We start from the raw sequence: 14,364 nt of genomic DNA, 5'->3' as shown, positions 1-14,364 counted from the left end.
CGTAAACGGTTTACAGGCTCTCATCAGAGAGTCGCTGCAACCTCATCAGAGATTTCACCGTTGTGATACACTTCCTGCACGTCGTCGCAGTCTTCGAGCATGTCGATCAGACGCAGCAGTTTCGGTGCGGTTTCTGCATCCATGTCCGCTTTTGTGGAAGGGATCATGGACACTTCAGCGTTATCCGCTTTCAGACCTGCCGCTTCCAGCGCATCGCGCACGGCACCCATCTCTTCCCATGCGGTGTAGACATCGATAGCGCCGTCGTCGTAGGTCACAACGTCTTCCGCACCGGCTTCCAGCGCCGCTTCCATGATCGCATCTTCGTCGCCTTTCTCGAAGGAGATGACGCCTTTTTTGCTGAACAGGTAAGCAACGGAACCGTCAGTGCCCAGATTACCACCGGTTTTGGTGAACGCGTGGCGCACTTCCGCAACGGTACGGTTACGGTTGTCGGACAGGCACTCTACCATCACCGCCGTACCGCCAGGACCGTAACCTTCATAAATGATGGTTTCCATGTTCGCGTCTTCATCACCGCCAACGCCACGTGCGATTGCACGGTTCAGGGTGTCTCGCGTCATGTTGTTGGACAGGGCTTTATCCACCGCCGCGCGCAGACGTGGGTTAGAGGCCGGATCGCCGCCACCCAGACGCGCCGCTGTTACCAGCTCACGAATGATTTTGGTAAAGATTTTACCGCGTTTGGCATCCTGTGCCGCTTTACGGTGTTTGGTGTTGGCCCACTTACTATGACCTGCCATAAAAAGTTCTCCAAAAATCGCGCCTTCTCAGGCAGCGTTAATTACAAATTCTTCTATCGCCTGCCGGTTGCTCCATGACTTGGTCAGTGCGGCGGCATCCGCCGCATCCACCCAGCGGTAGGTCAGGTGTTCCGTGAACACGATCTCCCGCTCATGGGGAAGCGCAAGGCAGAACCACGATTCCGTATTGCGCTCAATTCCCGGTGCATAGCGATGACGTAAATGGCTAAAAATTTCAAACTCCACCGTGCGCTGACAGTCCTTCAGGGTCAGTTGCTCGCGAGCAACGTCAATGGCGACCTCTTCCTTTACTTCACGCGCGGCGGCCTGCGGCGCGGACTCCCCCTCTTCCAGACTGCCGGTAACCGACTGCCAGAAATCCGGATCGTCGCGCCGCTGCAACATCAGCACCCGCTTCGAGTCTTCTGCATAAATGACCACCAGAACCGAAACGGGACGCTTATATGCCATATCAGTTTTTCTCTTCCTTCTTCACCACCTCAATGCCCAGCTCAGCCAGCGCGGCCGGGTTGGCAAAGCTTGGCGCTTCAGTCATCAGACACGCCGCTGCGGTGGTTTTCGGGAAGGCGATAACATCACGGATGTTGTCGGTGCCGGTCAGCAGCATGGTCAGACGGTCAAGACCAAAGGCCAGACCCGCGTGCGGAGGCGTACCGTATTTCAGGGCGTCCAGCAGGAAGCCAAACTTCTCGCGCTGCTCCTGCTCGTTAATGCCCAGAATGCCGAACACGGTCTGCTGCATTTCACCGCTGTGAATACGCACGGAGCCGCCGCCCACTTCGTAGCCGTTGATAACCATATCGTAGGCATTCGCTACCGCATCTTCCGGTGCAGCCTTCAGTTCCGCCGCCGTCATGTCTTTTGGCGAGGTGAACGGGTGGTGCATCGCGGTCAGGCCGCCTTCACCGTCGTCTTCAAACATCGGGAAGTCGATCACCCACAGCGGCGCCCATTTGCTTTCATCGGTCAGGTTCAGGTCTTTGCCGAGCTTCAGACGCAGCGCGCCCATCGCATCCGCAACGACTTTCTTGTTGTCTGCGCCGAAGAAGATCATGTCGCCGTCCTGCGCGCCGGTGCGCTCCAGAATAGCTTCCACGATGTCCGCATTCAGGAATTTCGCAACAGGGCTGGTAATGCCTTCCAGACCTTTAGCACGCTCGGTTACTTTAATATAGGCCAGACCTTTCGCACCGTAGATCTTGATGAAGTTGCCGTAGTCGTCAATCTGCTTACGGCTCAGCGCAGCACCGCCCGGTACGCGCAGGGCAGCCACGCGGCCTTTCGGATCGTTAGCCGGACCAGCAAAGACCGCGAACTCAACGGCTTTCACCAGGTCTGCCACGTCCACCAGCTCCATTGGGTTACGCAGGTCTGGTTTGTCGGAGCCGTAGCGACGCTCGGCTTCCGCGAAGGTCATGATTGGGAAATCGCCCAGCTCAACGCCTTTCACGTCGTTCCACAGGCTACGCACCAGGGCTTCCATCACCTCACGCACCTGCCCGGCGGTCATGAAGGAGGTTTCCACATCGATCTGGGTAAATTCTGGCTGACGGTCTGCACGCAGATCTTCATCGCGGAAGCATTTCACGATCTGATAGTAGCGGTCGAAGCCGGACATCATCAGCAGCTGCTTGAACAGCTGTGGTGACTGTGGCAGCGCGTAGAATTTGCCCTTATGGACGCGGGATGGCACCAGGTAGTCGCGCGCGCCTTCCGGCGTGGCTTTGGTCAGCATCGGGGTTTCAATATCGAGGAAACCGTGGTCATCCATAAAGCGACGCACCAGGCTGGTGATTTTCGCACGGGTTTTCAGGCGCTGAGCCATCTCCGGGCGACGCAGATCCAGGTAGCGGTATTTAAGACGCGCTTCTTCGGTGTTGACGTGGTTGGAGTCCAGCGGCAACGCTTCTGCGCGATTGATAATCACCAGATCGGACGCCAGCACTTCGATAGCACCGGTCGCCATATCGGCGTTGATGTTTTTCTCGTCACGCGCACGCACGGTGCCCGTCACCTGAATGCAGAACTCATTACGCAGCTCAGAGGCCAGCTTCAACGCATCAGCGCGATCCGGATCGAAGAACACCTGAACGATACCTTCGCGGTCACGCATATCAATAAAGATAAGGCTACCAAGATCGCGACGACGATTGACCCAACCACACAGGGTGACCTGCTGCCCGACGTGGGACTGACGCAGCTGCCCGCAATATTCTGTACGCATGAGATATCCCTTAATTAGCCGCAGGCTGATTGTCGCCTGTCTTACAGGCTACGATGTCGCAGCTTTCTGTATGTCACAACTGGATGAAAAAAGGCGGCTATTATACTGGAAATTCTGCCGCACGATAAGAGCGAAGCACGGCCTGACGCGTGTTTGCTGTGCTCTTATTGTCTATTCTCACAAAAATTAACAAAATTATCCGACCGATAACAGGCCATCCCGTCGTAAGGTGTAAAAAAGCAATTAATTTTACTGGAGTGACAATGTTAACGCTTGATGCCACCAAAACCGCCCTTGTGGTCATTGATTTACAGGAAGGGATCCTGCCTTTTGCCGGTGGTCCACACACCGCTGACGATGTTGTAAGCCGTGCTGCGCGTCTGGCGGAAAAATGCCGGGCCAGCGGTGCGCCTGTCGTCATGGTGCGCGTCGGCTGGTCCACTGATTTCGCCGAAGCGCTAAAGCAGCCAGTTGATGCTCAGGCCCCGGCGCATGCGCTGCCGGACAACTGGTGGACATACCCGGTCTCGCTCGGTAAACGCGACAGCGATTTAGAAGTCACCAAACGCCAGTGGGGCGCATTCTATGGCACTGACCTGGAGCTCCAGCTGCGCCGTCGCGGGATAGACACTATTATTCTGTGCGGGATCTCCACCAACATCGGTGTGGAATCCACCGCCCGTAACGCCTGGGAGCTGGGCTTTAACCTGGTGATAGCGGAAGATGCGTGCAGCGCAGCCTCTGCGGATCAGCATCAGGGCAGCATGACCCATATCTTCCCGCGTATTGGTCGCGTGCGCAGCACGGATGAGATCCTCAGCGCGCTATGATGTACGTGGGTTTGCCCCAGTGGTCGCACCCGAAATGGGTGCGCCTGGGTATTACTGGCCTTGAAGAGTATGCCCGACACTTTAACTGCGTGGAGGGCAATACCACGCTGTACGCTCTGCCACGCACGGAGATCGTCGAGCGCTGGCGCGAGCAAACCACCGACGATTTCCGCTTTTGCTTCAAATTTCCGGCAACCATCTCCCACAACGCCGCACTGCGAAACTGCGATGATTTAACCTACGAGTTTTTCACCCGGATGTCGCCCCTGGCAAACCGTGTTGGCCAGTACTGGCTCCAGCTTCCCGCCACGTTCGGCCCGCGCGATCTACAAGCCCTCTGGCAGTTTCTCGACGCCCTGCCCCACGATTTCACGTACGGTGTGGAGGTGAGGCATCCAGATTTCTTTGCCAAAGGTGACGCGGAGAAAGCGCTGAATCGCGGCCTGCATGAACGATCGGTCAACCGCGTGATCCTCGACAGCCGCCCCGTGCACAGCGCAATCCCGCACAGCGAAGCCGTTGTTGATGCCCAGCGCAAAAAACCGAAAGTACCGGTTCACGCCATTGTTACCGCGCAGAACCCGATGGTGCGGTTTATCGGCAGCGATAACATGCAACAGAATGAAGAGATGTTCGCCGTCTGGCTGCAAACGCTCGCGAAATGGGAGCAAACCACCACTCCGTACCTGTTTTTACATACGCCGGATATTGCCCAGGCACCTGAACTGGTCGATGCTCTCTGGCAGGCCTTGCAGCAGGCGGTTCCGTCGGTTGGCCCCGCGCCGTCCATCCCACAACAATCTTCTCTTTTCTGAAATCACCCCCTATCATAGAGACGTGCCATCTGCCAAAAACAGGGAGTTAGTATGGTCAGCGCGCTGTATGCGGTGTTAGGTGCATTACTGCTGATTAAATTTTCATTTGATGTTGTGCGCCTGAGAATGCAGTACCGCGTCTCCTACGGTGACGGGGGCTTTTCTGAGCTGCAAAGCGCAATCCGGATCCACGGCAACGCGGTCGAGTACATTCCCGTCGCGTTAATTTTACTGCTGTTAATGGAGATGGATGGCGCTGAAACCTGGATGGTGCACGTCTGTGGGCTGCTGCTGATTGCAGGTCGTTTGATGCATTATTATGGTTTTCACCACCGCCTGATCCGCTGGCGTCGTTCCGGCATGAGCGCGACCTGGTGCTCGCTTTTGCTGATGGTGCTGGCTAACCTTTGGTATATGCCGTGGGAGTTGGTTTTCTCCTTCCATTAGCGCACAATATGCCCCTTTATTTTTCCCGGATTTTTACGTTATGTCAGATCGCGACACGCTTTTTTCCGCGCCTATCGCCAGCCTGGGCGACTGGACCTTTGATGAACGGGTAGCCGAAGTCTTCCCGGATATGATCCAGCGCTCTGTTCCCGGTTATTCCAATATCATCTCCATGATCGGCATGCTGGCGGAGCGTTTCGTTCAACCCGGCACGCAGGTCTATGACCTGGGCTGTTCGCTAGGAGCGGCAACGCTGTCCATTCGTCGTAACGTTCATCACGATGGCTGCAAGATTGTGGCTGTCGATAACTCACCGGCCATGGTTGAACGCTGCCGTCGCCACATTGACGCGTATAAAGCCCCTACGCCTGTGGAGGTGGTTGAAGGCGATATCCGCGATATCGACATCCAGAACGCCTCGATGGTGGTCCTGAACTTTACCCTTCAGTTCCTGGTGCCGGACGATCGTCAGCGGTTGCTGGATAAAATTTATCAGGGTCTGAACCCGGGCGGCGCGCTGGTGTTGTCTGAGAAATTCAGCTTTGAAGACGCCAGCGTGGGCGAATTGCTGTTCAATATGCACCATGATTTCAAGCGTGCAAACGGCTACAGCGAGCTGGAGATCAGCCAGAAGCGCAGCATGCTTGAAAACGTCATGCTGACGGATTCCGTTGAAACCCACAAAGCGCGCCTGCGCAAAGCCGGATTTGAACACAGCGAACTGTGGTTCCAGTGCTTTAACTTTGGTTCTCTGGTGGCGCTGAAAGCCGGAGACGCAGCATGATCGAGTTCGGTAATTTCTATCAGCTGATTGCCAAAAACCACCTATCCCACTGGCTGGAAACCCTGCCTGCGCAAATTGCCACCTGGCAGCGCGATCAGCAGCATGGTCTGTTGAAGCAGTGGTCCAACGCCGTGGAGTTTCTGCCTGAACTGACGCCTCATCGTCTGGATTTACTGCACAGCGTGACGGCGGAGAGCGAAGAGCCGCTCCCGGCCGGGCAGATCAACCGCATTGAAACGCTGATGCGTAACCTGATGCCGTGGCGCAAAGGGCCGTTCTCGCTGTACGGCGTGAACATCAATACCGAATGGCGCTCAGACTGGAAGTGGGATCGCGTTCTGCCGCATTTATCCGACCTGACCGGGCGCACCATTCTGGACGTGGGCTGCGGTAGCGGCTATCACATGTGGCGCATGATCGGCGCAGGCGCGCATCTGGCCGTCGGTATCGATCCGATGCAGCTGTTCCTGTGCCAGTTTGAAGCGGTGCGAAAGCTGCTGGGTAACGACCAGCGTGCGCACCTGCTGCCGCTGGGTATCGAGCAACTCCCTGCTCTGAAAGCCTTTGATACCGTGTTCTCGATGGGCGTGCTGTACCACCGTCGTTCCCCGCTGGAGCATCTCTGGCAACTGAAAGATCAGCTGGTCAGCGGCGGTGAGCTGGTGCTGGAAACGCTGGTTATCGAAGGGGATGAACATGCCGTTCTGGTGCCAGGCGATCGCTATGCGCAGATGCGCAACGTTTACTTCATCCCTTCCGCGCTGGCGCTGAAGAACTGGCTGGAGAAATGTGGGTTTGTCGATGTACGCATCGCCGATGTGTGCGTGACGTCGGTTGAGGAACAGCGCCGCACCGAATGGATGATCACCGAATCGCTGGAGCAGTTCCTCGACCCGGACGATCACAGTAAAACCATCGAAGGCTATCCGGCCCCGATGCGTGCGGTGCTGATTGCAACGAAGCCGTAGTATTTATCCCCTCACCCCGGCCCTCTCCCCAAAGGGGCGAGGGTGAAAAGACCGCACCGTGCAGTCCCCTTTCCCCTTTGGGGAGAGGGTTAGGGTGAGGGGCAAGAATAAAAAAAGGCCCCTGTTGAAATTGCAGGGGCCTGGTACAAGCAAGCATCATATTGGGCGACATGATGCGCGGTAAAAATCGGTACGTTGCTACACGTGATGACGTTCAATCAGCGATTTCATTTCCGCAACCGACTCTCCATCCACACCGTAGCGCGAGTACTCATCCGCTTCAGCATCCGTCGACATTGACAACCCTGTATTGCGATAACGCATGGGTGAAGGTATCCATTTACCCGCCGAGCTGTGTAGCTCTTCCACCCCTGCGTTTAAAAACAGTTCCAGATTGCTGGCGCGTACTCCTGCGCCCGCCATGATTATTGGAACACCGGAATGTGCTTTTAGTTCCGTAATTAATTTCAGTCCTTTTTCAGCCGAGGGCTGCTGGCCCGACGTCAGAACGCGCGCCACGCCCAGTTCTGCCAGCGTATCAAAGGCTTGTATCGGATCCTGACACATATCGAACGCACGATGAAAAGTGACCGCCATTCCCTGGGCTGCGCGCATGACCTGGCGCATACGCGAAAGATCGATGTTTCCGTCTTCGTCCAGCACACCGATCACCAGGCCCGGAAAACCGGAATCACGGACGAGGGCGATATCCTCAAGCATGGCACTGAACTCACCCGCCGTATAACAAAAATCACCGCCGCGCGGGCGAATAATCGGGTGCACCGGAATGGTGATGGCCTGACGGGCTGATTTCAGCACGCCAAAGGACGGGGTTAATCCCCCTTCTTTCGGTGCCGCGCAAAGCTCGATGCGATCGGCCCCCTGCCGTTGCGCAGTGACGGCACACTCCACGCTGTAACAACAAATTTCCAGCAGCGCCATGTCATCCTCCTTAAATTTCACTCAACGTACCATCGTGGCACGTTGCCCGATTCGTGTCTGGATCGACGCTCACAGTGCTTACGCTTCGCTGGCGACGATCTGCTCAATAGTCCAGGGATGGAATTTCACCGTCACGCTGCCGTCCGTTACGGCAAGCGTAGGGTTCGGTAAGCGTTCGCGCTCACCTTTTGGCGAGCTGGTTTTGACGAAAATACCCGGCTGGCTTAACCCCTCGTCGGACAGCAGCGCCAGCGCACGGGCGTTCAGCGTCTCGGGCTCCCCAGGCAGAACAATTTCGATATGCTCCCAGCCTTCGTGCGGATAACGCTTCTCTCCTGGCCAGGGCAGTTCCACAACGGTGAATTGCCAATGCGCCACCGTAACCGGCGCGTGAAGTTTGAACAGGCAAATCGGGCGACCGTTAATGATATTCTCTGACAGCAGTTCTCCGCACTGCTCAAAGCCACGCCGCCAGCGTTCTGCGGTGGCATTCTGGTGGCAGCGCAAAGAGATGTGATCGGCCTCAAGCGGCGCGATATCCAGCCCGAGACGGGTGGCAAGTTCTGTGAACGCCTGGGTGAAGCGCGGTAAATCTGCGGAAATATCATGCAGTTCGTCAATGGTGTGCCAGTTCGCCATAGGTCAGTCTCGTTTCGTGTCGCAAAGCCGCTAATTTACTCTGTTGATCTCTGTCGACCAACCGCAGAATCACGGTTTTTTTGACTGCATGATTATGCATACCGTCTTCGCCTGGATTCTGAGCGATCTTCGCCCCCCGCAGGGCTGACGCCCGAGGGCATTTGCAGTATACTCCCGCCCTAAATTCTTAAACTGGCGTGGGTGTTTTTTACCCGCATCAAAAACGTAAGGTATCCAGGTGAATATTCAGGCTCTTCTCTCAGAAAAAGTCAGTCAGGCACTGATTGCCGCAGGTGCGCCTGCGGATTGCGAACCACAGGTTCGTCAGTCAGCGAAAGTACAGTTTGGCGACTATCAGGCTAATGGCGTGATGGCAGTGGCTAAAAAACTGGGCATGCCGCCACGACAGCTCGCTGAGCAGGTACTGACGCATCTGGATCTCAACGGCATCGCCAGCAAAACCGAAATCGCCGGTCCGGGCTTTATCAACATTTTCCTTGAGCCTGCGTTCCTGGCAAGCCACGTTGACGCGGCGCTGAAATCTGACCGTCTTGGCGTGGCTCAGCCAGAAGCGCAGACTGTGGTGGTTGACTACTCCGCGCCAAACGTGGCGAAGGAGATGCACGTCGGTCACCTGCGCTCCACCATTATCGGTGATGCGGCCGTGCGTACCCTGGAGTTCCTCGGTCACAAGGTGATCCGCGCTAACCACGTAGGCGACTGGGGCACGCAGTTCGGTATGCTGATCGCATATCTGGAAAAACAGCAGCAGGAAAACGCAGGCGAAATGGCGCTGGCAGACCTGGAAGGTTTCTACCGTGAAGCCAAAAAACACTACGACGAAGACGAAGCCTTTGCCGAGCGCGCGCGCAGCTACGTGGTGAAACTTCAAGGCGGCGATCCGTACTTCCTCGAGATGTGGCGCAAGCTGGTGGACATCACCATGTCCCAGAACCAGCTTACCTATAACCGTCTGAACGTGACCCTGACCCGCGACGACGTAATGGGTGAAAGCCTGTATAACCCGATGCTGCCGGGCATTGTGGCGGACCTGAAAGCCAAAAACCTGGCGGTGGAAAGCGAAGGCGCAACGGTAGTATTCCTTGATGAGTATAAAAACAAGGAAGGCGAACCGATGGGCGTGATCGTCCAGAAAAAGGATGGCGGCTATCTCTACACCACCACCGATATCGCCTGTGCGAAATACCGTTACGAAACCCTGCATGCAGACCGCGTGCTGTATTACATCGACTCCCGTCAGCACCAGCACCTGATGCAGGCGTGGACTATCGTGCGTAAAGCGGGTTATGTACCTGAATCCGTGCCGCTGGAACACCACATGTTCGGCATGATGCTGGGTAAAGACGGTAAGCCGTTCAAAACCCGTGCGGGCGGCACCGTGAAGCTCTCCGATCTGCTGGATGAAGCGCTGGAGCGCGCCCGTCGCCTGGTGGCCGAGAAGAACCCGGACATGCCTGCTGAAGAGCTGGAGAAACTGGCTAACGCGGTTGGGATCGGTGCGGTAAAATACGCGGATCTCTCCAAGAACCGTACCACCGACTATATCTTCGACTGGGACAACATGCTGGCGTTTGAAGGCAACACGGCGCCATACATGCAGTACGCTTACACCCGCGTACTCTCCGTCTTCCGTAAAGCCAGTATTGACGAAAGCGTGCTGGCGAACGCCACGGTGACCCTTACCGAAGACCGTGAAGCACAGCTGGCTGCCCGCCTGCTTCAGTTCGAAGAGACGCTCTCTGTGGTCGCGCGCGACGGTACGCCGCACGTTATGTGCGCTTACCTTTACGATCTGGCCGGTCTGTTCTCTGGCTTCTACGAACACTGCCCTATCCTGACCGCCGAGAGCGAAGCGGTGCGTAACAGCCGCCTGAAGCTGGCGCAGCTGACGGCGAAGACCCTGAAACTGGGTCTGGATACTCTGGGTATCGAAACCATAGAACGTATGTAAAAAAGAAACCCGGCGGTTGCCGGGTTTTTTTATAAATGAACGCCATCAGTCGTGAACGAGTACCTGGAAGGTATCTAATTCATACTCTCTGCCGTTATAGCCGATGCAGCAACCTCTGCTGAGGTGACTTCCAGCTTTACCCACAAAGAGACCGTTATCGAATTTTGCGCGGGCAACGTAGAGCTTAGTGCCATTGGCTTCATGTCCCGCCTCAACCATATTCGGTGGGAAATGTTTATCCTTAACGTCTACCCATTTTAAAGCGCCCACGTAAACTTCAAATTCATTACAAAAGTGCTCTCTTCCTCCCCATGGGACCCATGCCGTATTGCCGAACACCCATTTCCCCGGATGAATCCCACCATTCACTTTTGCGCGAATAATAAACAATGGAGATGGTCCTTTGATACCAGGAACACCTATTTCATAACCTGCTACAGGCGCGTCCAATGGGATAAACTCATCTCTTTTCGCTGATTTCCACATAATGATGTCCTTTTCAGTCTAAATAATTATCCGTAGTTAAAATCATTAAAACTCAGAAATTGAATGAATGGCAAAGTCATTATTCAGGCTTTGAAAAATAATCACCTTAACCAGTGATTTTTCCGGGCCTTCCGCATGGATAAAACGGCGAAGCGCAATAAAGGTATGGAACTGGCCAGCCACAAGCTGGCTTCCGACATACAGTAGTGGGAAATAACCCGCACCATCAATATCCTTGAAAACCGTGTCGAACATATTGATATGTTCATCAGACATTTTATCGGCATGCATATTTACAGCAGGGTTAACGATAATACCGCCCATTGTATTTTCCATTGCATCACTCCTTGTATGAATATTAGAAGAATCTTAACGCAGATAAAAAACAGGATAAATACGAATTGTGTTTTGTGAAGAAAATCACGATTTAATATTAAGCGTAATGTATTTCCAGCCTAGTATTCACCACATCAATATATAACACGCCTGATATTGATAGCGTAAGGTATTTTCCCGGTGCCATTATAAAAAAAGCCTCTTCTAAAAGAGGCTTTGCAGTAATGAGATTATTATTCAGGTATTAAAAATATTTCCGCAAATATTCCGTCAGACACAGAATTGCCATTGCCTGGCCATACGGCATCGAGGTCAGCGGTATCTGGCGGTAAAACGCCAGATCGCTGCCCATCCCCGTCCCGAAGGACGTTTGCAGCAGTTCCCCTTCCGGCGAGATGTTTTGCACGATACCGCGGATCGCTTTCTCCGCCACCTCTGCATACTCTGCGCCGACATACCGCTTGCGCACGGCTTTCAGAATGCCGTAGGCAAACCCTGCCGTGGCCGACGCCTCCAGATAAGAATCAGGATCGTCCAGCAGCGTATGCCACAATCCACTCTCATCCTGACATTTTGCCAGTGCGGCGATCTGCGCATTTAGCACCTGCACCAGATAGCGACGAACGGCGTTGTTTTCTGGCAGATCCACCAGTTCGAGGAAATCCGGGATCACGATGGTCAGCCAGCTGTTGCCGCGCGCCCAGCGGGCCCGGGCAAAGTTGTGATTGCCGTCGTAATTCCAGCCGTGGAACCACAGCCCCGTCTCACGATCCATCAGGTTCTGTACGTGGAGCAGGAACTGATAGATCGCCTCCTCGACGTACTCCGGCTTATTAAGCAGCTTGCCGATTTTCGCCAGCGGCAGCACCGTCATCATCAGCGTGTCATCCCACATCTGCTGATGGTTCTCTTCCGCCAGTGTGATGTGCTGCATGCCGCCATGTTCGGTGCGCGGCATCTCATTCATCGCCCATTCCGCCCAGCTTTCCAGCCACGGCAGCCAGGCCGGGTTTTTGGTCTCTTCGTAGCGATACGCCAGTGTCAGGAACGGCGACATGGTATTCACGTTTTTGGTGGTTGCGCCTTCTGCGAAACGGTCAGTAAACCAGCTGTCGATAATCTCGCGCATGCCTGCGTCACCGGTCTGGCAGTAATACTGCCAGATACCGTACAAACCAACGCCGTGCGTCCATTCCCATCCGGCCCAGCCTTTGGTGTCGATCACGCGCCCGTCGTCCAGCCGCAGCAAAAACTCACCCGTTTTGTCGTGGATATTGACCAGATTATGCGTCACCTTTTGAATCAGCGATTTCAGTTCATCCCTGGCGATAAAGCGCTCAGGCTGACGCAGTAACGGGCTATGTTTGACAGGCCAAACTTTCATCATCTTAACCTCTGTTGTATGTCGAATTCAGTACCGCACGATCCTTCAGTGAAGGGGCCGCTGGCTTGTTGCGATTCAGGTAACCGATATTATTGTTGCCCCACAGGGATTCATACGGCATACCGGCCAGCATCTCCACGGTGGCGCGGGCCTGCGGGGTCGCCGCCTCCGGCATCGCATGGCCGGACTCGCGCATTTTCGCGGTCTCTTCACGCAGGGTGCTGTGGGTCTGCAAATTGAGTTTGAAGCGCAGGGAGACCAGGAAGCCGCAGAACAGTACCAGAATGGTGCCGACGCTCAGGATCATCAGGATAGTGTGGCTCACTTCCGCAGGCTGCACTTTTTGACCGCTGACAAAGCCAGACATCTGCATCACGATCCCCACCAGCATTACCGCACCGGCCTGGGACGCTTTACGGGTCAGCGTCATGATGCCCGCGAAGATCCCTTCGCGACGCTGACCGGTGATCACTTCGTCCACGTCAGCAATATAGGTGTAGGTATTCCACGGTACGTAGTTGATACCCCCGCGGCCAAGACCGGCAACCGCAGAGATCAGCAGCAGCAGAGCGTAAACGTCGCTCAGGCCCGCGTAATAAAGCACCGCGTAAGAGAGCGAGGCCAGGCCAAACAGCACGACCACCATGCGGTAAGACGGCGCAGGCCCGAAGCGAATGCACAGCGGGATCATGCCAATCACGGCGAGGAACTGGAAGATGGCCATCGTGCCCAGCAGGTTGGACGCCATGGATGCTTCCTGCATCAGCACAAACACCACGTAATAGGTGAATACGGCGTTGAACACATCCTGGGCAATATAGCCGCCGAGATACATGCCCAGATGCTGGCGGAAAATCTTGATACGCAGCGTCGAACTTAATTCGACAAAAAGACGGTTCAGGCTCTGTCCCAGGGTCAGCTTTTTCTTCTCTTCTTCAGCGCGCAGGGCTGCTTCAGACCACTCTTCCCGCGGACGCTCCCAGGTGAAGAACCAGACGAAAGTAAGCATCAGCGCGCAGAGTACAGAGAAGACCAGGCTTGCATAGAAGAAGGAGATCGCGTTGTCTTTGCCGAAATGCGTGAGCAGGATCCCCGGCAGGAAGGAGGCCAGAATGGCGGACATCTGGGCCATGGAGATACGCGCCCCGGAGAATTTGGTTTTTTGTTTGAAATCGTCAGTCATTTCCGGCACCAGCGTTTCATACGGCACCAGAATCATGGTGTAAACAATATCAAAGATCAGATACGTCAGGAGGTAATACCAGAAACTCATGTCCCCTACCCACATCAGCGAGTAGCTGAAAACGCAGGGAATACCGAGCAGGATGAAGAACTTACGCCGGCCAAAACGCTTACCCAGCCAGGTGGTACCAAAATTATCGGTTAAAAAGCCCATTAACGGACTGACAACCGCATCCAGCACCCTTGCGGCGGCGAAGATAAAGGTTGCTTCAATCGGTGTGAGTCCACAGAAGGTCGTATAAAAATACAAAAGCCAGGCGGCCGTCAGGGCGGTAGTCCCCGCTCCGAGGAAGTCCCCTGAACCGTAAGCAAGATAATTTGCGAGTCCAATTTTACGTGTTTTCATTGCCGTCAACCCTAATCAGTTTTGGGAGACTCCCTGTAAGCAAACCTCGTCCGGGAGCTTTTACACGGCTACAGTAAAAGTATCGACCTGGTGAAACCTTTCTGTTTCTGCCATCACAGGGTGGTGAATGGCAAAAATGCAAAGAGTGTCAATACGCGTGTCAC

General features: G+C 54.9%; 15 protein-coding genes. 6 read left to right on the top strand and 9 right to left on the bottom strand.

The genetic code is table 11. The features are described 5' to 3' along the window. Window positions 1-23: 23 nt before the first annotated feature. The 3 genes from ACOTZP_RS11160 to aspS are packed head-to-tail and all read right to left on the bottom strand — an operon-like array spanning window position 24 to window position 3,009. Window positions 24-764 (bottom strand): YebC/PmpR family DNA-binding transcriptional regulator, encoded by a 741-nt coding sequence (locus ACOTZP_RS11160; RefSeq protein ID WP_003859747.1) that lies wholly within the window; start codon window positions 762-764, stop codon window positions 24-26. A gap of 27 nt (window positions 765-791) precedes the next feature. Further along, window positions 792-1,235, bottom strand: a complete 444-nt coding sequence (gene nudB, locus ACOTZP_RS11155) for a dihydroneopterin triphosphate diphosphatase (RefSeq protein WP_023300445.1) — start codon at window positions 1,233-1,235, stop codon at window positions 792-794. Between the two features lies 1 nt (window position 1,236). Continuing rightward, window positions 1,237-3,009, bottom strand: a complete 1,773-nt coding sequence (gene aspS / locus ACOTZP_RS11150) for an aspartate--tRNA ligase (protein ID WP_022648489.1) — start codon at window positions 3,007-3,009, stop codon at window positions 1,237-1,239. Between the two features lie 263 nt (window positions 3,010-3,272). On the opposite strand from aspS, the gene ACOTZP_RS11145 reads away from it, so the two are divergent. Genes ACOTZP_RS11145 through cmoB form a run of 5 tightly spaced genes read left to right on the top strand, consistent with a single transcriptional unit; the run spans window position 3,273 to window position 6,853 of the window. Further along, the gene (locus ACOTZP_RS11145) at window positions 3,273-3,839 is read left to right on the top strand and encodes a hydrolase (protein ID WP_022648490.1); all 567 of its coding nucleotides are present in this window, start codon (window positions 3,273-3,275) and stop codon (window positions 3,837-3,839) included. After that, complete coding sequence (locus ACOTZP_RS11140) at window positions 3,836-4,654, top strand: DUF72 domain-containing protein (protein WP_126291684.1); 819 nt, start codon at window positions 3,836-3,838, stop codon at window positions 4,652-4,654. The genes ACOTZP_RS11145 and ACOTZP_RS11140 overlap by 4 nt, the downstream gene beginning before the upstream one ends. A 51-nt stretch (window positions 4,655-4,705) precedes the next feature. Beyond that, complete coding sequence (locus tag ACOTZP_RS11135; protein ID WP_003859737.1) at window positions 4,706-5,101, top strand: MAPEG family protein; 396 nt, start codon at window positions 4,706-4,708, stop codon at window positions 5,099-5,101. Window positions 5,102-5,141: 40 nt separating this feature from the next. After that, window positions 5,142-5,885: a carboxy-S-adenosyl-L-methionine synthase CmoA gene (gene cmoA / locus ACOTZP_RS11130; protein WP_048965809.1), complete on the top strand. Its 744-nt coding sequence runs from the start codon at window positions 5,142-5,144 to the stop codon at window positions 5,883-5,885. Continuing rightward, a complete protein-coding gene (cmoB, locus tag ACOTZP_RS11125; RefSeq protein ID WP_063146305.1) occupies window positions 5,882-6,853 on the top strand; it encodes a tRNA 5-methoxyuridine(34)/uridine 5-oxyacetic acid(34) synthase CmoB in 972 nt (323 codons plus the stop codon). The genes cmoA and cmoB overlap by 4 nt, the downstream gene beginning before the upstream one ends. A gap of 198 nt (window positions 6,854-7,051) precedes the next feature. Here the strand turns inward: cmoB and cutC are convergent, their stop codons facing one another. Together cutC and ACOTZP_RS11115 are read right to left on the bottom strand one after the other, a co-directional pair. Then, window positions 7,052-7,795 carry a copper homeostasis protein CutC gene (gene cutC / locus ACOTZP_RS11120; RefSeq protein ID WP_023300450.1) on the bottom strand — a complete coding sequence of 248 codons (744 nt, stop codon included), beginning with the start codon at window positions 7,793-7,795 and terminating at the stop codon, window positions 7,052-7,054. A gap of 78 nt (window positions 7,796-7,873) precedes the next feature. Next, window positions 7,874-8,434, bottom strand: a complete 561-nt coding sequence (locus tag ACOTZP_RS11115) for a VOC family protein (RefSeq protein ID WP_023306486.1) — start codon at window positions 8,432-8,434, stop codon at window positions 7,874-7,876. Between the two features lie 238 nt (window positions 8,435-8,672). Between ACOTZP_RS11115 and argS the strand changes: the two genes are divergently transcribed. Next, complete coding sequence (argS, locus tag ACOTZP_RS11110; protein WP_271075227.1) at window positions 8,673-10,406, top strand: arginine--tRNA ligase; 1,734 nt, start codon at window positions 8,673-8,675, stop codon at window positions 10,404-10,406. A gap of 45 nt (window positions 10,407-10,451) precedes the next feature. Here the strand turns inward: argS and ACOTZP_RS11105 are convergent, their stop codons facing one another. The 4 genes from ACOTZP_RS11105 to ACOTZP_RS11090 form a co-directional block, all read right to left on the bottom strand. Then, window positions 10,452-10,892: a DUF3421 domain-containing protein gene (locus tag ACOTZP_RS11105; RefSeq protein WP_022648495.1), complete on the bottom strand. Its 441-nt coding sequence runs from the start codon at window positions 10,890-10,892 to the stop codon at window positions 10,452-10,454. Window positions 10,893-10,937: 45 nt separating this feature from the next. Beyond that, a complete protein-coding gene (locus tag ACOTZP_RS11100; protein ID WP_022648496.1) occupies window positions 10,938-11,228 on the bottom strand; it encodes a hypothetical protein in 291 nt (96 codons plus the stop codon). A gap of 244 nt (window positions 11,229-11,472) precedes the next feature. Further along, window positions 11,473-12,612 carry a glycoside hydrolase family 88/105 protein gene (locus ACOTZP_RS11095; protein ID WP_045308666.1) on the bottom strand — a complete coding sequence of 380 codons (1,140 nt, stop codon included), beginning with the start codon at window positions 12,610-12,612 and terminating at the stop codon, window positions 11,473-11,475. Between the two features lie 4 nt (window positions 12,613-12,616). Beyond that, the gene (locus ACOTZP_RS11090) at window positions 12,617-14,200 is read right to left on the bottom strand and encodes an MFS transporter (RefSeq protein ID WP_022648498.1); all 1,584 of its coding nucleotides are present in this window, start codon (window positions 14,198-14,200) and stop codon (window positions 12,617-12,619) included. Window positions 14,201-14,364: the final 164 nt, after the last annotated feature.

The organism is Enterobacter cloacae complex sp. SYL001 (assembly GCF_049237025.1).
In the GTDB taxonomy this organism is placed as follows: Bacteria; Pseudomonadota; Gammaproteobacteria; order Enterobacterales; family Enterobacteriaceae; genus Enterobacter; species Enterobacter intestinihominis.
This window is presented reverse-complemented; position numbering and strand designations above follow the sequence as displayed.